Source organism: Streptomyces sp. NPDC094448 (assembly GCF_044763775.1).
Taxonomy (GTDB): Bacteria; Actinomycetota; Actinomycetes; order Streptomycetales; family Streptomycetaceae; genus Streptomyces.
In genome coordinates, this window is the sequence record NZ_JBIWGU010000011.1 from 54,573 (window position 1) to 76,818 (window position 22,246).

Genomic DNA, 22,246 nt, shown 5'->3' on the forward strand with positions numbered 1-22,246 from the left:
AGCCACCGTTCACTGCGCGGTCACGCAGCGCATCGACAGGAGAGTCCCTCGTGCCGAAGTCACGGATCCGCAAGAAGGCCGACTACACGCCGCCGGCGGGCAAGCAAGCAACGAACATCAAGCTGACCAATCGCAGCTGGGTCGCACCGGTCATGCTTGCACTGTTTCTGATCGGTCTTGTCTGGATCGTTCTGTTCTACGTGACCGACGGCAGCCTGCCCATCGAGGACCTCCGGAACTGGAACATCGTGGTGGGCTTCGGCTTTATCGCGGCCGGTTTCGCCGTCTCCACCCAGTGGAAGTAGCTTCGACCGGAGCCCTTTCCCCAAGTTATCCACAGACCTGTCCACAAACTTGTCCACAGTGGGGAAAAGGTCTGACGATCTGTGGATAACCTTCCGGATGTTGACGCCGGTGTGATTGCACGCATCATGGTCCGCCATCCCGGTGACCACCCTCCGCCCCTTGTGCCTGCTGGGCAGTAGCCCGGCGGCGACAAGGGGCGCCGTGCTCTACCACACCGTGCACAAGATTCGGCACATGCTGTGGACAACTATCCGGGGTACCGGGAAAAACCCTGCTCAGCGGAGGGCCGGACGGTGAGTCCCCGGTGGCGTCGGGGCGGACCGGTCCGCCCGGCCCTATCCGGAGATCCGGCTCCGGCCGGCCCGGATCCGGTCCTGGCCCCTGCCCCTGTATGCCGCGGTTCCGATTCCGTACACCCGGTACACCCGGATCCGCGGCTCCGGAGCGCCGGAGTCAGGTCAGATAGGCAGTCCGGGCGGCCAGCGCCACCACGATCGCCGCCAGGACCGCGGCCCCGGCGGCCCACTGGACCGCGTTCCGGTGCGCCCGGGGCGCGTACACCATCGCCAGGGCGAGCAGTCCGCCGGTCAGCAGCCCGCCGAGGTGCGCCTGCCAGGAGATCTCCCCCGGCCGCACCACCGTCAGCACCACACTGATGGCGATGATCAGGCCCACCGGCCGCAGGTCGAGATTCATCCGCCGCAGCAGTACGGCGAAGGCGCCGACCAGCCCGAAGATCGCACCGGATGCGCCGATCGTGGCCTGGTTGGGCTCGCTCAGCAGATAGACGAAGACATCGCCGCCGAGGCCCGAGAGCAGATAGAGCACCAGGAAGCGGCTCCGGCCCAGCGCCGGCTCGACCATCCGGCCCAGGAACCACAGGGCCAGCATGTTGAACGCGATATGGGACAGCTCCTGGTGGAGGAACATCGACGTCAGCAGCCGGTACCACTGGCCGTCGGCGAGGCCCACGACCTCCCCCAGCAAGGGGCTGTAGGCCAGACCGATCAGGCTCATCTCGTCGACGAACCGGTCACCGAGCGCCAGCACGGCGACGAAGACCGCGAGGTTGATCCCGATGAGGATCTTGGTGATCAGGAAGGAGTCGTCGGCGATCGCCCCGCCCGCGATGGTCCGCGGCTGGTTGGCGGCCGGACCGTGCCCCGTACCCGAACCGGTTCTGACACAGTCCGGGCACTGGAAGCCGACGGAGGCACTGATCATGCACTCCGGGCAGATCGGCCGCTCACAGCGGGTACATCTGATACCCGTCTCGCGGTCCGGATGCCGGTAGCAGCCGGGCAGGCCGTGCGCTCCGCGCGACTCCTGCGGATGGCCTGGCGCCTGGTCCATGAGCTTCCACCACGTCCTTCAGCATCCCGGCCGGGCGTCCCGGCTCCGTGCGGACGGCCGGTGTCCCGGCCCGTCCCCGCATTTCTGTCCGGCGCTCCCGTCCGGTACTCCCGGTGGCCCGGTGGCGCCGAGTCTCTCCGTCGGCTTCCCCGGCCCGGGCCCGGCAACACACCGCCCCGCTCATCCAGACGGACGGGCGGGGCGGGTTGTTCCCGGAAGCCGGATATCAGCCCTCGCGGGTCTCGATCACCACGGACTCGATCACCACGTCCTGCACCGGGCGGTCGGTGCGCGGGTTGGTCTGGGCACCGGCGATCGCGTCCACGACCTTCTTGCCGGCGTCGCTGGTGACCTCGCCGAAGATGGTGTGCTTGCCGGTCAGCCACGTCGTCGGGGAGACGGTGATGAAGAACTGCGAGCCGTTGGTGCCCGGGCCGGCGTTGGCCATGGCCAGCAGGTACGGCTTGGTGAAGGCCAGCTCGGGGTGGAACTCGTCCTTGAACTTGTAACCCGGGCCACCGGTGCCGTTGCCCAGCGGGTCGCCGCCCTGGATCATGAAGCCGCTGATCACCCGGTGGAAGACCGTGCCGTCGTAGAGACGGTCCGTGGTCTTCTGGCCGGTCTGCGGGTTGACCCACTCGCGCTCGCCGTTCGCCAGCTCGACGAAGTTCTTGACGGTCTGGGGCGCGTGGTTCGGCAGCAGCCGGATCTCGATGTCGCCCTGGTTGGTCTTGAGGGTGGCGTAAAGCTGCTCGGCCACGATCCTGCCTTCCGCTGGTTCCGCATGGTCTTGTCGGTCGCCCCGAATCCTCGCACGGATGGACCGCACCGGCCGAAAAGCGGCCGGAAAGCCATGGAACGCCACGAGCGGGGTACGGGCCGAATGACCCGGATGCCCGCACCGCATGCCGAGGCCCCGGCCTGACGGCATGATTTTCCCATAGACGGATAGGCGATCAGACGACATGCACCGAACTGGGGTGGGAAGCGGGGTGCACCCGGATGTGTCCCGTAAAGCCACCGATGAGGAGGTTCCTGTGACCCGCATGGACAGCGTTCGCACCGCTACCGATACGGCGAAGGAGAGCGTGCTCCACGCGGCGGAGGTGGTGGCGCCCTATGCCGGTACGGCCCGGGACCACGCCGTGCACTACGCGCAGGAAGCCCGCGCGCGCGTCGCGCCCCGCGTCTCGGACGCAGCGCGGCGGACCGCCGCTCAGGCGCGTCTGCAGTACGGCGCGCATGTGGCGCCGCATGTGCCGCCGAAGGTGGACGCGGCAGCGCACCGGACCGTGTACGAGGCCCGGAAGGCCGCACGTCAGGCGGCGGATTACAGCCGTCCGCGGATCGAACACGCGGTGGCCGTGGCTCAGCCCGTGGGCGAGGAAGCCGTTGTCAGGTCGAATGCCGCACTGGCCGCACTGCGCGGCGGGGTGACGGCGGGGGAGATTCAGGGACTGGTGCGCAAACACCGGCGGCGGGCGAAGGCCGGCCGGCTCGTCAAGGGGCTCGCGATCGTCGGTGGGGTGGCGGTCGTGGCGGTCGTGGCATGGAAGTGGTGGGACCGGCAGGCGAATCCCGACTGGCTGGTGGAACCGCCCGAGGCGACCGAGGTGCCGGACCCGGGCCGCGATCCGCTGTCGTCCGTCGACGGCAGTCCGGAGGCGCTGGATCCCGAGGTACGGGCCAAGCAGGACGAGGCGGACGCGGAGCGGGACGACCGTCCCTGATCGCATCGCGTACCGGCCGTGGCGTTCGGCGCTGCCCGAGCAGCCGTCCCCTGCGGTCCTCCGGATGAGTTCCGGTGCCCGGGGGCTGCCGCGTGCTCTCCGGTGATCGCGCGCTGCCCGCCGGCGGCGCTCACCCCGGATACGAGTCGTCCTCCGCGTACGACATGTCTTGTGCGTGCGACATGTCTTCCGGGTACGACGTGTCCTGTGCAGGCGAGGGCTTCTCCGCCCGGGGCGGGTTCTTCACGTACGGCGGGTTCCGGTGGTCGGAGCCGCCGGTCCGGTGGGGACAGCCGTGCCGGCCGTGCCCTGTCGGAGCCGTCGGGGTGTCGCGTACGCGAAAACCGGCGTCTCACGCGGCCGTGGTGAAGGACGAACGGGCCGCCGGAACGGCAGTGCGGTCGGCGGTCCGGCCGGAGGCACGCGTCCCGGCACCGGCACCCCGGCCCGAGGACCCGTCCACAGCGGACGCACGGCCGGCGCTCTCCGGCTCCGGAGCGGCGTCCGGGGTGTCGGTGTCGAACAGCGGGATCCTGCGGACCGACGGGGACGAGCCGTGGGCCTCGGCGCCGATGCGCTGCTTGATGGTCGGCGGGAGCGACTTCTCACGCGGCCCGGCGTGCCACCGCTGGGTCTGGGACGGGATGAGCATCGACAGCAGTGACCGTACGGCCCCTCCGCGCTCCCGTTCCCGCTCTCGGACGAGTTCCCTGACCCGTTCCGGGCGCAGGCTCCGGGTCCGGTCCCGCTGCCCGGCGCCCGGACTCCCGGCCGGGTCCGGACGGACCGGATCCGGCTGATCCGCCTGATCCGGAGCAGCCCCTTCTGTCGCGGCGGTGGCCCCGGCGGGCGAGTCCGCGCCGAGCGTCGGGAGCACCGGCTCGACCGGAGCGCCGGCGGACTGAAGCCGAGCCGCGGCGGGCCGGGCGAACCCGAGCGCCGCCAGCAGCGCGACGAGCGCGGCAAGGACCGCGTTCCCCATGTCTCTGACCTTCTGGGCGGTCATGACCTCTCACTTTCCGCTTGGGTGATCTGCATACCTTTCTCATGATGTGTACGGATCCCGAGTTGCGAAGGACCGACGCCGTTGCTAAGCGGTTCTTCTGATGAACACCACCCGAACGGTCCATCCCGGGTGGCGGGACCGGAGCCGGGGCCTTACGTTGCGCACAATCCGGCCCGGCGACCCGTCCGATCGTCACCCCGTCGTACCGACCGCTCCCCGGATCATCCGATCGGCCCCGGCCGCCCGGGATAGTTCCCCGGATGTGTCACATCGGCCGCCTCCGGGTGGTCAGGCCTCTGGGACACGGTTACGGAGGAAGAGGACGGATGAACGAGAACGACCTGCTGGCGGAGCGCTTCGAGGAGCACCGGGGGCGTCTGCGCGCGGTCGCCTACCGCATGCTGGGCTCCACCGGCGAAGCGGAGGACGCGGTCCAGGAGGCCTGGCTGCGGGTGAGCCGGGCGGGCGCCGGCGATGTGGAGAATCTGGGCGGCTGGCTGACCACCATCGTCAGCCGGGTCTGTCTGAACATGCTCAGCTCCCGCGCCCGGCGGCAGGAGGACTCGCTGGACGCCGTCCGGTTGCCCGATCCGGTGATCGGCAAGCCCGAGGGCCGGGATCCGGAGCGCGAGGCAGAGCTGGCCGACTCCGTAGGGCTTGCCCTGCTCGTGGTACTGGAGACCCTGGCACCGGCCGAACGGCTCGCGTTCGTCCTGCACGATCTCTTCGCCGTGCCCTTCGACGAGATCGCGCCGATCGTGGACCGCACCCCCGCGGCAACGCGGCAGCTCGCCAGCAGGGCCCGGCGGCGCGTCCAGGGCACTCCGGCACCGGACACCGACATCCACCGTCAGCGGGCCGTCGTGAACGCGTTCCTCGCAGCCGCCCGCGAGGGCGACTTCGAGGGGCTGATCGCGGTCCTGGACCCGGATGTCGTCGTCAGGTCCGACTGGGGCGGTCTACGGCCGGGCGATATCGTCCGCGGCGCCGAGCAGGTGGCCAGGAACGCGATCACCTACACCCGCCTCGCCGCGGGTGCCCGCCCGGCGCTCGTCAACGGTGCGGCGGGGTTTGTGTCCCTGGCCGCGAACGGATCGCCGTTCTCCGTTATGGCCTTCACGGTCCGGGACGGAAAGATCACCGAGATCGACGCCCTGGCCGGAGCGGATCGGCTCGCGGCGCTGGATCTGACGGCCCTCGATATCTGACGAGCCGGTGCACAAGGCCCGCGGAAGCGAACCGGGGCTGTTTCACGTGAAACAGCCCCGGCACGGCTCGGCGCCCCTCTCTTCGGTCCTCATGAACCCGGTGCACGGACTCAGTACACGAACTCAGTGAGCCGGCTCAGCTGACTCAGTGCACGAAGGAATAGCTCTTCCAGGCCCCCGCACCGGGTGCGACCACGTCGGAGGTCATGGTCGCCACATAGATGGAGTCCTTCCCCGAGCAGTCGGCCGTGGGATAGGCGATCAGATCGACCAGGGTGTCGTTGGTCAGCGCCACCGCCCCCGTGCCGCTGATCCCATGGCAGCCCTTCACGGGCGGGCTGTTCACCAGGACGTGGTTCTTCTTGTCGGTGTCGTAGGCGACGATCCCGACGGAAGTACGCCCGAGGCCCGAGCACCCGCCGAGGAGCACGACCAGCAGACCGGCCCCTGCAACGGCGGCAGACCGCCGGACACGGTTCGAAGGGGAACACGGGCGGCGGATGACGGCCATGACCAGTCCTTGTCTGCGCGGCGGCAGGTCCGCGCGGGAAGGCGTAGAAACCCTGCGCATCGCCACCCTGCCGCGTCTCCGCCGCACCGGCATCCGGTGCGGGGCCGGCCGGGCGACTCCACAGCGGACCAATCTCGCGTCCCCGGCGACAGGCCCCGCCGGGGGCAGGGGGCATCACCCCGTAAACGCCGAGAGGTCCCTCCGCCCGATCGCGGAGGGACCTCTCCCTGCTTGTGGAGCCTAGGGGAGTCGAACCCCTGACATCTGCCATGCAAAGACAGCGCTCTACCAACTGAGCTAAGGCCCCGGGTAAGGGAGCGGGGTACCGGATCGAGGATCCGGGCCGTCGCCGGGCACCAGAATACCGGGTATTCGGCGTCATCCTGCAAAGGGATTGGGACTCCCGGTGAACGACCACTCTCCGTAAGATGCACGGCGTGGTTCGCAGCAGTGAAGCGCGCCTCGGGGAAGCGATGGGGAGACGCACATGGACGCCGCTCAGCAGGAGACGACCGCCAGAGCCAGGGAGCTGCAGCGGAACTGGTACGGGGAGCCGCTCGGGGCGCTCTTCCGCCGGCTCATCGACGATCTGGGGCTGAACCAGGCCCGGCTCGCGGCCGTGCTCGGTCTTTCGGCGCCGATGCTCTCCCAGCTGATGAGCGGCCAGCGGGCCAAGATCGGGAACCCTGCCGTCGTCCAGCGGGTGCAGGCGCTTCAGGAGCTGGCGAGCCAGGTCGCGGACGGCAGCGTCAGCGCCGTCGAGGCGGCCGACCGGATGGAAGAAATCAAGAAGTCCCAGGGGGGATCCGTACTGACCGGCACCGGACAGACCACCACCAGCTCGGGCGCGCCGACCGTACGCCGGGTGGTGCGGGAGATCCAGTCGCTGCTGCGGTCGGTGGCCGCCGCCGGGGACATCATCGACGCCGCGGATTCGCTCGCCCCCACCCACCCCGAGCTGGCAGAGTTCCTCCGGGTGTACGGGGCCGGACGCACCGCGGACGCCGTCGCCCACTACGAGTCGCACCAGAGCTGACCGCCCACGGGGATACGGCGGATCCCGCGGCTCCCGGGAGCGGCCGCGGGTCAGCAGCGAGGCGGGGCAGGCGTCTCACAAGGGAACGAGGAGCGGGCACAGCGCCATGGGTGAGGTCTTCGCCGCTCGGTACGAGCTGATCGACCCGATCGGGCACGGAGGTGTGGGCGCCGTCTGGCGTGCCTGGGACCACCGGCGCCGGCGGTATGTCGCGGCCAAGGTGCTCCAGCAGAGCGACGCCCACACCCTGCTGCGGTTCGTCCGTGAGCAGGCGATGCGGATCGACCACCCCCATGTGCTGGCCCCTGCCAGCTGGGCGGCGGACGACGACAAGGTCCTGTTCACCATGGACCTGGTGGGCGGCGGCTCGCTGGCACATGTGATCGGCGACTACGGTCCGCTGCCGCCGCACTATGTCTGCGCCCTGCTCGACCAGTTGCTCGCCGGACTCTCCGCGGTCCATGCGGAGGGCGTGGTCCACCGGGACATCAAGCCCGCGAACATCCTGCTGGAGGCCACCGGAACGGGCCGTCCCCATCTGCGGCTCTCCGACTTCGGCATCGCCATGCGCAAGGGCGAACCACGGCTGACCGAGACCAACTATGTGGTCGGTACGCCGGGCTACTTCGCGCCCGAGCAGATGACCGGCGCGGAGCCCGACTTCCCCGCGGACCTCTTCGCCGTCGGCCTGGTCGGCCTCTATCTCCTCCAGGGGCAGAAACCCGACGCGGACGCCTTGGTCGAGCATTTCGTCGAACACGGCACCCCGGGCGCCCCGCTCGGGATCGCGGAACCCTTGTGGCAGGTGCTGGCCGGACTGCTCCAGCCCGACCCTGAGGACCGCTTCAAGTCCGCGGCCGGGGCCCGCAAGGCGCTTCTCGCGGCGATCGACGCCCTTCCGGAGCCCGGCCCCGACGACGAGCCGGTGGAGATCTTCGATCAACTGGAGCCGCTTCCGGAAGGCTTCGGCCCCAACGGCCCCGAGGGACCGGCTCCCCGTACCGTCGGAACCGGCCGCACCACCACCACGGCCCCCGCACCGGCCCCTCGCCCTGCCCGCCCCGGCGGGTCCGGAGCCCCCGACCGGACGGGCGGCAGCGGGGGCTTCCTCCCCGGGAACTCCCCCTCCCACCCGGCCGGAACCACCGGTCCTCATGACGCAGGCCCTCACCGCACAAACCCTCACGGCACGGGCAGCAGCGGCGTACCGTCCGACGCTCCGGCCCCCGCCGGCCCTGCCAGTCCCGTAGGCCCCGCCAGTCCCGCCCAGGGCAGCAGCTCTTCCGCCCTCCCCGCGCTCCCGCCCGTACCTCCGGTGCCACCGCACACCGGCGGCGTCGCGATGGTCCCGGCCCCGCCCAGCCAGCCGCCGACCCCACCGTCGTTCCCGATCGGCAGCACCCCCGGCGCCACTCCCGGTATCCCGCTCGCCGCGGCACCGGCTTCCCCCCTGCCAGTACCGAACGCGCCACCGGAAGCGCCCCCTCCCGGATTCCCTCCGGCCCCCGCCGCACCCGCCGTCGCCCACGGCGCGCACCCTCTTTCGGCCCGGGCATCCGATCCATCCCGTCCGCGCGGGCAGACCGCTCCGACGACCCCGCTGCCGTACGGAACTCCTCGGACACCTCCTACTCGTACCTACACCGCCCAGAGCCCGCGGGTTCCCCTTTCCCGCGCCGAAATCCGCCGGGCCGCCCGCCGCCGCAAACGGGCGCTCCCGCCCCTCAGGTTCGCGATCCCGCTCCTCGTCCTGGCCCTGGTCTGCTACGCCGTCGGCTTCTGGGCCCTGGGCAGTATCTGATCCACTCCCGACGCGGCCCGGCCCTCACCCGTACCGCCTCCGGACAGCACAGGGCCCCGGTCGCGCCTTGCGACGACCGGGGCCCTGCGGAGTCTTACGACTACGACCGCTGGATCTCACACACCGGAGCCTGCGGGCACGGAGTCGGTCGCCTCCGTCCACAGATCCTGCTCGGCGCGGTCCGCCTGGATCTGGCGGTACACGAGGAGCCCGCCGATGGCGGCCAGTGCGACCAGGAGAAGCTTCTTCACCGCGCGACCTCGTCTTTCCTTGACGTATGAGGACTTCTGGCGCCCGACTATACACACCGACCGATACCGATCGGTGACCTGTGTACCCCTTGCCCCGGCGGCCCTTACCGCTCACGGCCATCCGTTCGATCGCCCGGTCCGGGCCCGTTCCCCCAGGTGGCCGCAGTCGCCGGGGCCCGTCAGGCGGCAGCCCCGCGCGGCCCGCCCCGGCCCGGGTCCGAGCCCCGGCCGAAGGGACGGCCCCGGTCGAAGGGGAGGTCGAGCATCCGGATCGCGTTCCCGCGCAGCAGCTTGTACGCCACCTCGTCCGAGAGCCCTCCGACATGCTCCGCCGCGACCCGCTTCGTCTCCGGCCAGGTGGAGTCGACGTGCGGATAGTCCGTCTCGAAGGTGGCGTTGTCCACCCCCACCGTCTCGATGGCCTCGATGCCGTGCCGGTCCCGGAAGAAACAGCAGAAGATCTGCCGGTAGTAGTACACGGAAGGCGGCTCGGGTATCAGATCCCGCACCCCGCCCCAGGCCCGGTGCTCCTCCCATACGTCGTCGGCGCGTTCCAGCGCGTACGGGATCCACCCCATCTGTCCTTCGCTGTACGCCAGCTTCAGCGCCGGGAACCGCACCAGCACCCCGCTGAAGAGGAAGTCCATCATCGACGCCATCGCGTTGTTGAAGCTGAGCGCGGCCTGCACGGCGGGCGGGGCGTCCGGCGAAGCCGCCGGCATCTGCGACGACGACCCGATGTGCATATTCACCACCGTCCCGGTCTCCTCGCAGGCCGCGAAGAAGGGATCCCAGTACCCGGAGTGGATGGACGGCAACCCCAGATGGGTCGGAATCTCGGAGAAGGTCACCGCCCGCACCCCGCGCGCCGCGTTCCGCCGGATCTCGGCGACCGCGAGCCCCACGTCCCACAGCGGGATCAGACAGAGCGGGATCAGCCGCCCGCCGCTGTCACCGCACCACTCCTCCACCATCCAGTCGTTGTATGCACGCACACAGGCCAGGGCCACTTCCTTGTCCCGGGCCTCGGCGAAGGTCTGCCCGCAGAAACGGGGGAAGGTGGGGAAACAGAGGGAGGCCTCGACATGGTTGAGGTCCATATCCGCCAGCCGGGCCTTCGGATCCCAGCAGCCGCGGCGCATCTCCTCGCGGGTGATGCCGTCGAGGGTCATCTCGTCGCGCGAGAAGCCGACGGCGGCAATGATCCTCTTGTACGGGAAGATCTCGTCCTCGTACCGCCACCAATCGGTCCGCTGGCCGTCCGGATCCGTGCTGAAACGGTACTTCCCTCCCACGTACGCCAGCTTCCCGATCCCCGCGGTGAACGGCTTGGGCCCATGGTCCCGGTACCGGGCCGGAAGCCAGGTTTCGAAGAGATGCGCCGGTTCGATCACGTGGTCGTCCACGCTGATGACCCGGGGTAGGTCCCTGCCGCCGTGCTCCCGCTCGGTGCCGACCACGCCACACCCTCCCTATCTGACGACCCATCAGATCCGGAATGCCAGGCTACGACCCACCCCCGACGAGAGCAAGGCACCCGCCCGACCGACAGGACCTGACGTTTCCGGGGCGGAACCCTGGGAGAAATCCGGGAGACGATCTTGCTGCCCACCGACGAGGCAGCCCTCCCCCCAAGGGACACAGACCATCACCGCATACGCCGAAAAGGCGCCTCCCATTTAGGGAGACGCCTTCTCAACTGCTACTTCTTCTGTGGGGCTAACAGGATTTGAACCTGTGACCTCATCCTTATCAGGGATGCGCTCTAACCAACTGAGCTATAGCCCCGCCGCGCTACGCGCTGACCTCTGAAGATTAGCGCACCTGCGGCGCAGCTCCCAAATCCGTATCCCGCCGCACCGCCCCAGGGCCCTGCGAGGGCCCCGGAGAGGGTGACCGCCGACCGCCCCGCCCCACCCGGCAGCCGTCCTGAACGGCCCGTGAGGCGCCTGCGAATGCCCATCGGCGGCTCTCCGCCGGCCCCGGGCCACCACCCGCCCAGCGCCATCCGAGTGACACCGGACACAGCTCCCGACGGACAGCCCCCACCACAGGGTCCCGAACGGATCCGGGCACGGGTCCGGACCGCTCAGCGCGATCCGGACCCGTGCCCGGAAGGCGGCCCGGACGACCGGACCGCTGCCGTTCCGCCCACCCGCATGGCAGCGGGAGGGCGGAGCGGCGATGCAGAGCGGACTACTCGTCCTCCGCCAGGGTCAGCTCGACGCCGCCCACAAAGCCCGCGGAGAGGTTGTAGATGAACGCGCCCAGCGTGGCCAGCGCCGTCGCGAGGACCACGTCGATCACCGCGATCACCGAGGTGAAGATCAGCACCCGCGGCAGCGACAGAAACGCCTGAAGGTCGAAGCCGTTGCTCTCGTTGGAGCCGGTGGCCTCGCTGATCGTGCCGCCGACGGTCGAGAAGACGCCCATCGCGTCCATGACCATCCACAGCACCGCCGAAGCGACGATCGTGCAAATGCCGAGCGCGATGGAGAGCAGGAAGCTCACCTTCATCACCGACCACGGGTCCGCCTTCGCCACCCGCAGCCGCGCCTTGCGCGTCCGCGGGGTGGTCCGGGCACCCGTACGCGGCATTCTGACGCCCGCGTGGGCGTCGCCGTCCTCCGGCGTCCGATACGCCTGCGGCGGGTGGTACGGGCCCGCAGGGGCCTGCGCCGCCGGGCGCTTTCCGTCGAACACCGGGGACGACCTGTCCGCAGCTCCTGTCACCGAAACCCCCTGGGAGTCCGTGGCAGAGCCACGGGGACCGTTCGACTTCGCGGCTTTCGCAGCTCCGGCAGCAGCCGGTCCGGCTCCCGTGGCTCCACTCACGCGCTTACTCCTCGTGCTCCCCGGCCGAGGGCTCAATGCCCTCGGCGGCCGCCTCGGCCGGTCCAGCACCGGCCACACCAATCCCCCTGACCTCTTCAGAGGTCACCGGGGTCGATTCGGTTCCGTCGGCGCCGACTTCGGTTCCGTCGACTTCCTCGGCCTCCCGACCGGCCTCGGCGTTGCGTGCGATCCCGACGACGGCATCGCGCTTGCCCAGGTTGATCAACTGGACACCCATGGTGTCACGCCCGGTCTCCCGGACTTCATTGACTCGCGTACGAATCACACCACCGCCGAGGGTGATGGCCAGAATCTCGTCGGTTTCCTCGACCACCAGCGCGCCCACGAGGGATCCACGGTCCTCCACGATCTTGGCGGCCTTGATACCGAGGCCGCCGCGGCCCTGGACGCGGTACTCGTCGACCGCGGTGCGCTTCGCGTACCCGCCGTCGGTGGCGGTGAAGACGAACGTACCCGGCCGGACGACATTCATCGAGAGCAGCTCGTCGCCCTCGCGGAAACTCATCCCCTTGACGCCCGAGGTGGCCCGGCCCATCGGCCGCAGCGCCTCGTCCGTCGCGGTGAACCGGATCGACTGCGCCTTCTTGCTGATCAGCAGCAGATCGTCCTCGGCGGACAGCAGCTCTGCACCGATCAGCTCGTCGTCGCTGCCGTCCTCGGTCTCCCGGAGGTTGATCGCGATGACACCGCCGGAGCGCGGCGAGTCGTAGTCCTTCAGCGGGGTCTTCTTGACCAGTCCGCCCTTGGTGGCGAGCACCAGGTACGGCGCGGCCTCGTAGTCCCGGATGGCGAGGATCTCGGCGATCTGCTCGTCCGGCTGGAACGCCAGCAGATTGGCCACGTGCTGGCCGCGGGCGTCCCGGCCGGCGTCCGGCAGCTCATAGGCCTTGGCCCGGTAGACCCGGCCCTTGTTGGTGAAGAAGAGCAGCCAGTGGTGGGTGGTGGAGACGAAGAAGTGGTCGACGATGTCGTCCTCCTTCAGCTTGGTGCCCCGCACCCCCTTGCCGCCGCGCTTCTGGGAGCGGTAGTCGTCGGTCTTGGTGCGCTTCACATAGCCGCCGCGCGAGATGGTGACGACGATGTCCTCTTCGGCGATCAGGTCCTCGATGGACATATCACCGTCGAAGGGCACCAGCTGCGAGCGCCGGTCGTCGCCGTACTTGTCGACCAGGACAGCCAGCTCTTCGCTGACGATCTCCCGCTGCTTGGCGGGGGAGGCCAGGATCGCGTTGTACTCGTTGATCTTGGCCTGCAGCTCGTCGTGCTCCTGGACGATCTTCTGCCGCTCCAGGGCCGCCAGCCGGCGCAGCTGCATCTCCAGAATGGCGTTGGCCTGGAGCTCGTCGATCGCCAACAGGTCCATCAGGCCACCGCGCGCGATCTCGACGGTGTCGCTGCGCCGGATCAGCGCGATGACCTCGTCGATCGCGTCCAGCGCCTTGAGCAGACCGCGCAGGATATGCGCCCGCTCCTCCGCCTTGCGCAGCCGGAAGCGGGTCCGCCGGACGATGACCTCGATCTGGTGGGTCACCCAGTGGCGGATAAACGCGTCCAGGGAGAGCGTCCGCGGAACACCGTCGACCAGCGCGAGCATGTTCGCGCCGAAGTTGGTCTGGAGGTCGGTGTGCTTGTAGAGGTTGTTGAGGACGACCTTGGCGACCGCGTCCCGCTTGAGGACGATCACCAGTCGCTGGCCGGTCCGGGACGAGGTCTCGTCGCGGACGTCGGCGATCCCGCCGACCCTGCCGTCCTTGACCAGGTCGGCAATCTTCTGCGCGAGATTGTCCGGGTTGACCTGGTACGGCAGCTCCGTCACCACCAGGCACTGGCGGTTCTGGATCTCCTCGACCTCGACGACCGCGCGCATCGTGATGGAGCCGCGGCCGGTACGGTACGCCTCCTCGATGCCCTTACGGCCGACGACCAGCGCCCCGGTCGGGAAGTCGGGGCCCTTGATCCGCTCGATCAGCGCGTCGAGGAGTTCCTCGTGCGTGGCCTCGGGGTGCTCCAGCGCCCACTGGGCACCGGCCGCGACCTCGCGCAGATTGTGCGGCGGGATATTGGTCGCCATGCCAACCGCGATACCGGCGGAGCCGTTGACCAGCAGGTTCGGGAAGCGCGCCGGGAGGACCGTCGGCTCCTGGTTGCGGCCGTCGTAGTTGTCCTGGAAGTCGACGGTCTCCTCGTCGATGTCCCGGAGCATCTCCATGGACAGCGGCATCATCTTGCACTCGGTGTACCGCATGGCGGCGGCCGGGTCGTTGCCCGGGGAACCGAAGTTGCCGTTGGAGTCGACCAGCGGCATCCGCATGGACCAGGGCTGGGCCAGCCGGACCAGGGCGTCGTAGATGGAGGAGTCGCCGTGGGGGTGGTACGTACCCATGACATCGCCGACGACGCGGGCGCACTTGTAGAAGCCCTTCTCGGGCCGGTAGCCGCCGTCGTACATCGCGTAGAGCACCCGTCGGTGGACGGGCTTGAGCCCGTCCCGGACGTCGGGCAGCGCACGCGAGACGATCACGGACATCGCGTAGTCGAGGTACGACCGCTGCATCTCCGTTTCGAGCCCGACGGGCTCGATCCGCATCTGCGGCTCCTCCGCGGCAGCGGCGGCGCCCGTGGGCTCCTCGGTGGTGGCGGGATTGTTCTCGTCGGCCATAGCCGGTCTTCTGTCCTTTCGTACGGTCAGCTCGGACGGCTGGGGCCGACTCAGATGTCGAGGAAGCGAACGTCCTTGGCATTGCGCTGGATGAAGGAGCGGCGGGCTTCGACGTCCTCACCCATCAGTACGGAGAAGAGGTCGTCGGCCTGGGCGGCGTCGTCCAGCGTCACCTGGCCGAGCACCCGGTGCTCCACGTCCATCGTGGTGACGCGCAGCTCCTCGGCGTTCATCTCGCCCAGACCCTTGAAGCGCTGGATCGAGTCCTCCCTGATCCGCTTGCCCTGCTGCTTGCCCAGCTCGACCAAGGCATCGCGCTCACGGTCCGAGTACGCGTACTCGAAGTCGTCCCGACCCCACTTGATCTTGTAGAGCGGCGGGCGGGAGAGGAACACATGACCGGCCTCGACCAGCGGACGCATAAAGCGGAAGAGGAAGGTCAGCAGCAGGGTGTTGATGTGCTGGCCGTCGACGTCGGCGTCCGCCATCAGGATGATCTTGTGATAGCGGAGCTTCTCGATATCGAAGTCCTCGTGGACTCCGGTACCGAAGGCCGAGATCAGCGCCTGCACCTCGGTGTTCTGGAGGATCTTGTCGATCCGGGCCTTCTCGACGTTGAGGATCTTGCCGCGGATGGGCAGGATCGCCTGGTACATCGGGTTGCGGCCGGACTTCGCCGAACCACCGGCGGAGTCACCCTCGACGATGAAGATCTCGCACTTCGTCGGGTCGTTCGACTGACAGTCGCTGAGCTTTCCTGGGAGGGAAGCCGACTCCAGCAGCCCCTTGCGGCGGGTCAGATCACGGGCTTTACGGGCGGCGACCCGTGCCGTCTGCGCCTGGATGGCCTTGCGGACGATGTCCGCGGCCTCGTTGGGGTTGCGGTCGAACCAGTCGGTGAGGTGCTCGTGCACCACCTTCTGGACGAAGGTCTTCGCCTCGGTGTTGCCCAGCTTGGTCTTGGTCTGGCCCTCGAACTGCGGCTCGCCCAGCTTGACCGAGATGATCGCCGTCAGACCCTCGCGGATATCCTCACCGGAGAGGTTGTCGTCCTTCTCGCGGAGCAGCTTCTTGTCCCGGGCGTACCGGTTGACCAGCCCCGTGAGCGCGGCGCGGAAACCCTCCTCATGCGTACCCCCCTCATGCGTGTGGATGGTGTTCGCAAAGGAGTAAACGCCCTCGGTGTACTGAGAGTTCCACTGCATCGCGATCTCGGCCGAGAGCATGCGCTCCTTGTCCTCGGCCTCGATGTCGATCACCGTGGGGTGGATCAGTTCGCCCTTGCGCGAGTTCAGGTACTTGACGAAGTCGACAATGCCGCCTTCGTAGTAGTACGTGACCGTACGCGCCTGGTCGGAGTCCTGCTCCTCGGCCGAGTCGGCGCCGGCGGTGGCGCGCGCGGACTCCCGCTCGTCGGTCAGCGTCAGGGTCAGGCCCTTGTTCAGGAAGGCCATCTCCTGGAAGCGCCGGGAGAGCGTCTCGAAGGAGTACTCGGTGGTCTCGAAGATGTCGCCGTCGGCCCAGAAGGTCACCGACGTGCCGGTCGCCTCCGTCGCCTCGTTCTGGGCGAGGGGCGCGGTGGGGACACCGAGCTTGTAGTCCTGGGTCCAGCGGTGGCCGTCCGTCTTGACCTCGACGGCGACCTTGGTGGAGAGCGCGTTGACGACCGAGACGCCGACACCGTGCAGACCGCCGGAGACGGCGTAGCCGCCGCCGCCGAACTTGCCGCCCGCGTGCAGCACGGTCAGCACGACCTCGACGGCGGGCTTGTTCTCCGAGGGCACGATCCCCACCGGGATGCCACGGCCGTTGTCCACGACCCGGACCCCGCCGTCGGCGAGGATCGTCACGTCGATGGTGTCCGCGTGTCCGGCGAGCGCCTCGTCGACGGAGTTGTCGACGACCTCGTACACCAGGTGATGAAGCCCACGCTCACCGGTCGAGCCGATGTACATGCCGGGCCGCTTGCGGACCGCGTCCAAGCCCTCCAGGACGGTGATCGCGCTGGCGTCGTACGAGGCGGTGACCTCGCCGCCTCCGTCGGCGGGAGTGGACGGGTTGATCTCGTTGGGGTTGCCGGAATCGGCCACGAAGCGCCCTTTCTGGCACAGCACAAGCCGTTCTCCGGGCAGGCGGGGACGGCTGCGTCGTTCGACATGTTCCGCAAGGTGGCGGGATTGTCCACCAGTCTACCGGTACCGCCGACACGAATGGGGGTTTGCCGGTAGCTGAGTCCTCATGTGCCGCCCTCAGACCGTCCTGTCCGACTCCCCATATTCGGGCAGGGGATCCAAGAGGCTCACGCGGGCTTTGAGCGCTTCGGCCTGTCAACCGCTCGTCACGGTGAGGGAAGGCTCCGGAAGGCCCCCCGGAATACCGCACTCCGCCTCGGTCGCGACCGAGGCGGAGTGCTTCTGCGTGAGGTGTGCACATGGGGTAGCGAGGGCTGCCCCGGCACTTCGGGACCGCCCCGGCGGGCCTGGCCGCGGGCAGCCGGGACCGCGGGGGGGTGCGGGAAGAGCGGAGCCGTATCGGACCGTACGGAGCGGTACGGAGCCGTACGGATGCGGCCGGAAGCCGACCGCCGGGAATCAGCCGTAGGTATCGCCGGGGCCGGTGCTGCCGGGCGCCCGCAGCGGTCCGAACCCGCGGCGCGGCGCCCCCGGGCCCAGCACCTTGATCAGCCTGACCGTGCCCTGGCCGAGGTCTTCGTTGAGCCGGGCCACCAGCCGGGGCGCGAGCAGCCGCAGCTGGGTCGCCCACGCCGTGGAGTCGCACTGGACCGTCAGGACCCGCTCGTCCTCGTCGTAACGCTGCGGTACGCAGTGATTGGCCAGCCCCTCGCCGACGATCTGGGGCCAGCGGCCCATCACCCCGCCCACCGCGGCGGGCGTCTCCCAGCCGCGCTCGGTGATCAGCCTGTTGATCGCGGCGCCCAGCGGCAGCGGATCGCGGCCGTCCGCGCGGGCGCCGGAGCGCAGCCCTCCGCCCCGGCGGGCCTGCCGCCGCTCCTGGGCGGCGGCCCCCCTGGCCCGCGCCTGCTCCTTGGCGGCGCGCAGCGCGACCCGGGCCAGGTCCACTCCGGACGCCTCCGGGACCCGGGGCGTCTCGGGCAGTCCCGGCAGTCCCGGCAGTCCCGGAAGACCGGAGGCCGGTCCGCCGGACAGCCCGGAGCCGCCCGTGCCCGGCATCGGAAACGGTGTGCTTTCGCTCACAGCCGGGTCACCTCGCCCTCCGCGACCGCGTACCGCGCCCCGGTGAGTACACCGGGTACGTCTTCGGCGACCGCCGCGGTCACCAGTACCTGCTCGCCCGGTGCCACCAGCTCCGCGAGCCGTTCCCGGCGCCGCGCGTCCAGCTCGGCGAAAACGTCGTCGAGGACCAGCACGGGCTCGTTGCCCTCGGCGCGCAGCAGATCGTAGGAGGCCAGGCGGAGCGCCAGCGCGTACGACCAGGACTCGCCGTGGCTGGCGTACCCCTTCGCCGGCAGCCGCCCGAGCCGGAGCACCAGATCGTCGCGGTGCGGGCCGACCAGCGTCACACCGCGTTCGATCTCCTGTTTACGGGATGCGCCCAGGGCTGTCAGCAGCAGGGCGTACAGCTCCTCGCGGCCGTGCGGCAGCGGGTCGGCGCCGGGCTCGTTGCCCGGCTCGTCATCGGATGGGGCCGCGGCCGCGGCGGAGGAACGGTACTCCAGAGTGACCGGGCCACCGCCCGGTGCCAGCGACTCGTACGCCTTGTCCGTCAGCGGCTGCAGGGCGGCGATCAGCTCGCCGCGCCGGGCCAGCAGTTCGGCGCCCGTCCGGGCCAGATGCTGGTCCCAGACGTCGAGCGTGGACAGATCGGCGCCGCGGCCGCCGTGCCGCCGGGCCAGCGCCGCCGACTTCAGCAGGGTGTTGCGCTGTTTGAGGACCCGTTCGTAGTCGGAGCGGACGCCCGCCATCCGGGGCGAACGCGCGGTGATCAGTTCGTCGAGGAAGCGCCGGCGGTCCCCCGGGTCCCCTTTGACCAGGGCGAGATCCTCGGGCGCAAAGAGCACGGTCCGCACTATCCCGAGCACATCACGGGGTCTGACCTGCGAGGACCGGTTGATCCTGGCGCGGTTGGCCCGGCCGGGGTTCAGCTCCAGCTCGACCAGCTGGGAGCGTTCGCCCTCGGTGACGGCCGCGCGGATGACGGCGCGTTCGGCGCCGGAGCGGACCAGCGGGGCATCGGAGGAGACCCGGTGGCTGGCGAGGGTGGCGAGATAGCCGACCGCCTCGACCAGATTGGTCTTGCCCTGTCCGTTCGCCCCCACAAACGCGGTGACGCCCGGGTCGAGCGGAACCTCGACCCGGGCGTACGAGCGGAAGTCGGCCAACGACAGATGCGTGACGTGCATGGATGTACGCCGACCTCCCCGGCCGAAGCCGTCTTGCTTCCCGGCCGAAGGCCGTTACTTCTTGGTCTCCACCGCATGGCCGCCGAACTGGTTGCGCAGCGCGGCGATCATCTTCATCTGCGGGGAGTCGTCCTGACGGGAGGCGAAGCGCGCGAACAGGGACGCGGTGATCGCCGGGAGCGGTACGGCGTGGTCGATGGCGGCCTCGACCGTCCACCGGCCCTCGCCGCTGTCCTCCGCGTAGCCGCGCAGCTTGTCGAGGTGCTCGTCGTCGTCGAGGGCGTTGACCGCCAGGTCGAGCAGCCAGGAGCGGATAACCGTCCCCTCCTGCCAGGAGCGGAAGACCTCGCGCACATCGGTGACGGCGTCGGCCTTCTCCAGCAGCTCCCAGCCCTCGGCGTAGGCCTGCATCATGGCGTACTCGATGCCGTTGTGGACCATCTTGGCGAAGTGGCCGGCGCCGACCTTCCCCGCGTGGACAGAGCCGAAATCGCCCGCGGGCTTGAGCGCGTCGAAGATCGGCTGGACCTTCGCGACGTTCTCGGCGTCGCCGCCGTACATCAGCGCATAGCCGTTCTCCAGGCCCCAGACACCGCCGGAGACACCGCAGTCGACGAAGCCGATGCCCTTGATGCCGAGTTCGACCGCGTGCTTCTGGTCGTCGGTCCAGCGGGAGTTGCCGCCGTCGACGACGATGTCGCCGGGGGAGAGCAGCTCGGCCAGCTCGTCGACGGTCGACTGGGTCGCGGCACCGGCCGGGACCATCACCCAGACCACGCGGGGTGCCGGAAGCTTCTCCACAAGCTCCGCGAGGCTGTGGACATCGGCGAGATCGGGGTTCCGGTCGTATCCGACGACGGTGTGGCCCGCGCGGCGGATGCGCTCGCGCATGTTGCCGCCCATTTTCCCGAGGCCGACGAGGCCGAGCTGCATCTCACTGTCCTTACACATAGTCCGACGTTTTCCGTACCTGACCTGGGTCGAGCCTACGCCGGGGGGACCTCCGCGGCCCGGCGGGTCCACCGGGGATACCGGTCGACCCGCCGAAACACCACGGTCGTCACACCCCTGACCTGCGACTTACCCGAAGGTCTTGGGGTCAGCCGGAGAGCCGGACCGGCATGATCAGGTACTTGTACGCCTCATCGGCCTCGACATCGACGGCCGGCTTGCCGTTGAGCAGCGCGGGCTTCGTCGACGTGGTGAAGGACAGCTGGGCGACCGGGGAGTCGATCGCGCTCAGCCCGTCGAGCAGGAACGTCGGGTTGAAGGCGATGGAGATGTCGTCGCCGTCGAGCTGGGCGTCGACGCGCTCCACAGCCTGTGCATCGTCGCTGGAACCGGCTTCCAGGATCAGCACACCCTGCTCGAAGGTCAGCCGGACCGGGGTGTTCCGCTCGGCGACCAGGGCGACGCGCTTCACGGCCTCCACAAAGGGCGCGGTCTCGATCACGGCCACCGAGTTGAACTCGGTGGGGAAGAGCGTGCGGTACTTCGGCAGATCGCCTTCGAGGAGACGGGTCGTGGTGCGCCGCCCGGCGCCCTCGAAACCGATCAGCCCCTCACCGGCACCGCTGCCGGACAGGGCCAGAGTGACGGTGTCACCGCTGGTCAGCGCCTTGGCGGTGTCCAGGAGGGTCTTTGCGGGCACCAGGGCGACCGCGGAGGCCCCGGAGTCTTCGGGCTTCCAGAGGAACTCGCGGACCGCGAAGCGGTAGCGGTCGGTGGAGGCGAGGGTGACCGTGTCGCCCTCGATCTCGATCCGGACGCCGGTGAGGACGGGGAGGGTGTCGTCACGGCCCGCGGCGATGGCGACCTGCGCGGCGGCAGCGGCGAAGACCTCACCGGGGACGGTCCCGGTCGCGGTCGGCATCTGCGGCAGCGCGGGGTACTCCTCCACCGGCAGGGTGTGGAGGGTGAAGCGGGAGGAGCCGCAGACCACGGTCGCCCGTACCCCGTCCGTGGAGATCTCCACCGGGCGGTTGGGCAGGGCGCGGCAGATATCGGCCAGCAGCCGGCCGGAGACCAGGACCGTGCCGTCCTCCTCGACCTCGGCCTCGACCGAGACCCGCGCCGAGACCTCGTAGTCGAAGCTGGAGAAGCTCAGCGCGCCGTCCTCGGCCTTCAGCAGCAGACCCGCGAGCACGGGAGCCGGGGGACGGGCCGGGAGGCTCCGGGCCACCCAGGCCACCGCCTCCGCGAGTACATCGCGCTCAACCCGGATCTTCACCGGAACCGCCTCCTGCTGCTGTCGCCGTCTCGCCCTTGCTGGCTCTTGTCGTCGGCTGTGTCGCCGGGGACCAGTCTGACGTACGGCGCTGACAGCGGGTGCGCCTCGGGGTCAAGTCGTGACGAGGGGCGGTCCGGGCCGCCGGGTCGAGTTGTGCACAGGACCCACTTCGAAGCGAATTCCCCGGTAACTCTGAGTGGGAGTAGTAGTAGGGCCTGTGGAAACCGTGGATAACCCTGTTTTCGCAGGTCAGAGGCGGTTTTTTGTCCACTGGACCTGTGGGTGGAGGCAGTGGATAACCAGGGGTTTCTGTGGACACCGGAAAGTTCTGCACAGGCCATGCACAGCCCGGGGGGAGTTCTCCCCAGTCCTGTCCCCAGCTTTACCCAGGTTCCCCACAGCCCAATCCGCCCCCTTGGTGTGACGGCTTTCACTCGACCCGGTGAGAGCGGGTGTTGTGTTGCCGAACAGTGGACAGCGGTGTGGACAAGCTGTGGGCAACCCGGCGCTTCCTGTGGGCAGCCGGTGGACAACTCTTTCCGCCTCCTGTGGACGGATTCGTTGTCCACAGGCTGTGGATCACGGTTGACCACAAATCCCCAACCCACTGACCTGCTGTGATCATCAGAGGGTCGGTTCGCCTGTGGACACCGTAGGGACAACTCCCCGGTCCCCAGGGTGTGGACGGTGAATTCTCCCGTGTTCTGTGGAGAACCGCGCGGACCGGGCCCGTAATCGAACACCGGCCGTGTCGCCGTCGGCCCGCCGTCCCCCGCCGGACGCCTCCACCGGCCCGCCCGACGGCCCCTGGACGGGTCCGGGAGGGTCCGTACGCCCATGGAAAAGCGCCCCGGGACCGGAGTCCCGGGGCGCTTCGTCCACTGTCGTGAAAGGGCCGCCGATCCCGCCCTGCGGCCG

At 69.5% G+C, this 22,246-nt stretch carries 18 protein-coding genes and 2 tRNA genes; 5 read left to right on the plus strand and 15 right to left on the minus strand.

Features of this window, described 5'->3' with window-relative positions; genetic code table 11:
* The first annotated feature begins 50 nt into the window (after positions 1-50).
* Entirely contained in the window at positions 51-305 is a 255-nt protein-coding gene (gene crgA, locus ACIQ9E_RS21925; RefSeq protein WP_006348031.1) for a cell division protein CrgA, read from the plus strand.
* A 454-nt stretch (positions 306-759) separates the two neighbouring features.
* Here crgA and ACIQ9E_RS21930 read toward each other — a convergent pair whose 3' ends face one another.
* Both ACIQ9E_RS21930 and ACIQ9E_RS21935 read right to left on the minus strand, forming a co-directional pair.
* Positions 760-1,659 carry a rhomboid family intramembrane serine protease gene (locus ACIQ9E_RS21930; protein ID WP_403709488.1) on the minus strand — a complete coding sequence of 300 codons (900 nt, stop codon included), beginning with the start codon at positions 1,657-1,659 and terminating at the stop codon, positions 760-762.
* Positions 1,660-1,885: 226 nt separating this feature from the next.
* The gene (locus ACIQ9E_RS21935; protein ID WP_403709490.1) at positions 1,886-2,419 is read right to left on the minus strand and encodes a peptidylprolyl isomerase; all 534 of its coding nucleotides are present in this window, start codon (positions 2,417-2,419) and stop codon (positions 1,886-1,888) included.
* 277 nt (positions 2,420-2,696) lie between these two features.
* Between ACIQ9E_RS21935 and ACIQ9E_RS21940 the strand changes: the two genes are divergently transcribed.
* Positions 2,697-3,389 carry a DUF5324 family protein gene (locus ACIQ9E_RS21940; protein ID WP_403709492.1) on the plus strand — a complete coding sequence of 231 codons (693 nt, stop codon included), beginning with the start codon at positions 2,697-2,699 and terminating at the stop codon, positions 3,387-3,389.
* 352 nt (positions 3,390-3,741) lie between these two features.
* On the opposite strand, the gene ACIQ9E_RS21945 is transcribed toward ACIQ9E_RS21940, so the two are convergent.
* Positions 3,742-4,395: a DUF6344 domain-containing protein gene (locus ACIQ9E_RS21945; protein ID WP_403709493.1), complete on the minus strand. Its 654-nt coding sequence runs from the start codon at positions 4,393-4,395 to the stop codon at positions 3,742-3,744.
* Positions 4,396-4,721: 326 nt separating this feature from the next.
* Between ACIQ9E_RS21945 and ACIQ9E_RS21950 the strand changes: the two genes are divergently transcribed.
* Complete coding sequence (locus tag ACIQ9E_RS21950) at positions 4,722-5,603, plus strand: sigma-70 family RNA polymerase sigma factor (RefSeq protein ID WP_403709495.1); 882 nt, start codon at positions 4,722-4,724, stop codon at positions 5,601-5,603.
* Positions 5,604-5,748: 145 nt separating this feature from the next.
* Here the strand turns inward: ACIQ9E_RS21950 and ACIQ9E_RS21955 are convergent, their stop codons facing one another.
* Complete coding sequence (locus ACIQ9E_RS21955; RefSeq protein WP_403709497.1) at positions 5,749-6,114, minus strand: hypothetical protein; 366 nt, start codon at positions 6,112-6,114, stop codon at positions 5,749-5,751.
* A gap of 234 nt (positions 6,115-6,348) precedes the next feature.
* Positions 6,349-6,421: transfer RNA gene (locus ACIQ9E_RS21960), tRNA-Ala, on the minus strand.
* A gap of 180 nt (positions 6,422-6,601) precedes the next feature.
* Between ACIQ9E_RS21960 and ACIQ9E_RS21965 the strand changes: the two genes are divergently transcribed.
* Together ACIQ9E_RS21965 and ACIQ9E_RS21970 are read left to right on the plus strand one after the other, a co-directional pair.
* Positions 6,602-7,150 (plus strand): hypothetical protein, encoded by a 549-nt coding sequence (locus ACIQ9E_RS21965; RefSeq protein ID WP_006348038.1) that lies wholly within the window; start codon positions 6,602-6,604, stop codon positions 7,148-7,150.
* A 106-nt stretch (positions 7,151-7,256) separates the two neighbouring features.
* Positions 7,257-8,951 (plus strand): serine/threonine-protein kinase, encoded by a 1,695-nt coding sequence (locus ACIQ9E_RS21970; RefSeq protein ID WP_403709499.1) that lies wholly within the window; start codon positions 7,257-7,259, stop codon positions 8,949-8,951.
* Between the two features lie 116 nt (positions 8,952-9,067).
* Here the strand turns inward: ACIQ9E_RS21970 and ACIQ9E_RS21975 are convergent, their stop codons facing one another.
* From ACIQ9E_RS21975 to dnaN, 10 genes are all read right to left on the minus strand, one after another.
* Positions 9,068-9,202, minus strand: coding sequence for a DLW-39 family protein (locus ACIQ9E_RS21975; RefSeq protein WP_003958712.1), 135 nt, complete (start codon positions 9,200-9,202; stop codon positions 9,068-9,070).
* Positions 9,203-9,381: 179 nt separating this feature from the next.
* Positions 9,382-10,662 carry an amidohydrolase family protein gene (locus ACIQ9E_RS21980; protein ID WP_403709501.1) on the minus strand — a complete coding sequence of 427 codons (1,281 nt, stop codon included), beginning with the start codon at positions 10,660-10,662 and terminating at the stop codon, positions 9,382-9,384.
* A gap of 254 nt (positions 10,663-10,916) precedes the next feature.
* Positions 10,917-10,990: transfer RNA gene (locus ACIQ9E_RS21985), tRNA-Ile, on the minus strand.
* A 408-nt stretch (positions 10,991-11,398) separates the two neighbouring features.
* On the minus strand, positions 11,399-12,037 hold the full coding sequence (locus ACIQ9E_RS21990; RefSeq protein WP_403709503.1) for a DUF3566 domain-containing protein: 639 nt from the start codon (positions 12,035-12,037) through the stop codon (positions 11,399-11,401).
* Positions 12,038-12,041: 4 nt separating this feature from the next.
* On the minus strand, positions 12,042-14,717 hold the full coding sequence (gene gyrA / locus ACIQ9E_RS21995; RefSeq protein ID WP_403709505.1) for a DNA gyrase subunit A: 2,676 nt from the start codon (positions 14,715-14,717) through the stop codon (positions 12,042-12,044).
* A 50-nt stretch (positions 14,718-14,767) separates the two neighbouring features.
* On the minus strand, positions 14,768-16,831 hold the full coding sequence (gyrB, locus tag ACIQ9E_RS22000; RefSeq protein WP_366261576.1) for a DNA topoisomerase (ATP-hydrolyzing) subunit B: 2,064 nt from the start codon (positions 16,829-16,831) through the stop codon (positions 14,768-14,770).
* 477 nt (positions 16,832-17,308) lie between these two features.
* Positions 17,309-17,908, minus strand: coding sequence for a DUF721 domain-containing protein (locus ACIQ9E_RS22005; RefSeq protein ID WP_403709848.1), 600 nt, complete (start codon positions 17,906-17,908; stop codon positions 17,309-17,311).
* A 20-nt stretch (positions 17,909-17,928) separates the two neighbouring features.
* A complete protein-coding gene (gene recF, locus ACIQ9E_RS22010) occupies positions 17,929-19,098 on the minus strand; it encodes a DNA replication/repair protein RecF (protein ID WP_403709507.1) in 1,170 nt (389 codons plus the stop codon).
* A gap of 54 nt (positions 19,099-19,152) precedes the next feature.
* Positions 19,153-20,031 carry a phosphogluconate dehydrogenase (NAD(+)-dependent, decarboxylating) gene (gene gnd, locus ACIQ9E_RS22015; RefSeq protein ID WP_403709850.1) on the minus strand — a complete coding sequence of 293 codons (879 nt, stop codon included), beginning with the start codon at positions 20,029-20,031 and terminating at the stop codon, positions 19,153-19,155.
* Between the two features lie 166 nt (positions 20,032-20,197).
* Entirely contained in the window at positions 20,198-21,328 is a 1,131-nt protein-coding gene (gene dnaN / locus ACIQ9E_RS22020) for a DNA polymerase III subunit beta (protein ID WP_403709509.1), read from the minus strand.
* Positions 21,329-22,246 lie beyond the last annotated feature (918 nt).

Coding starts and splice junctions, on each gene's coding strand:
- ACIQ9E_RS21930 (WP_403709488.1), bottom strand. CDS start 1,659: ATGGACCAGGCGCCAGGCCATCCGCAGGAGTCGCGCGGAGCGCACGGC.
- ACIQ9E_RS21945 (WP_403709493.1), bottom strand. CDS start 4,395: ATGACCGCCCAGAAGGTCAGAGACATGGGGAACGCGGTCCTTGCCGCG.
- ACIQ9E_RS21950 (WP_403709495.1), top strand. CDS start 4,722: ATGAACGAGAACGACCTGCTGGCGGAGCGCTTCGAGGAGCACCGGGGG.
- ACIQ9E_RS21955 (WP_403709497.1), bottom strand. CDS start 6,114: ATGGCCGTCATCCGCCGCCCGTGTTCCCCTTCGAACCGTGTCCGGCGG.
- ACIQ9E_RS21965 (WP_006348038.1), top strand. CDS start 6,602: ATGGACGCCGCTCAGCAGGAGACGACCGCCAGAGCCAGGGAGCTGCAG.
- ACIQ9E_RS21970 (WP_403709499.1), top strand. CDS start 7,257: ATGGGTGAGGTCTTCGCCGCTCGGTACGAGCTGATCGACCCGATCGGG.
- gyrA (WP_403709505.1), bottom strand. CDS start 14,717: ATGGCCGACGAGAACAATCCCGCCACCACCGAGGAGCCCACGGGCGCC.
- ACIQ9E_RS22005 (WP_403709848.1), bottom strand. CDS start 17,908: ATGCCGGGCACGGGCGGCTCCGGGCTGTCCGGCGGACCGGCCTCCGGT.
- recF (WP_403709507.1), bottom strand. CDS start 19,098: ATGCACGTCACGCATCTGTCGTTGGCCGACTTCCGCTCGTACGCCCGG.
- gnd (WP_403709850.1), bottom strand. CDS start 20,031: ATGCAGCTCGGCCTCGTCGGCCTCGGGAAAATGGGCGGCAACATGCGC.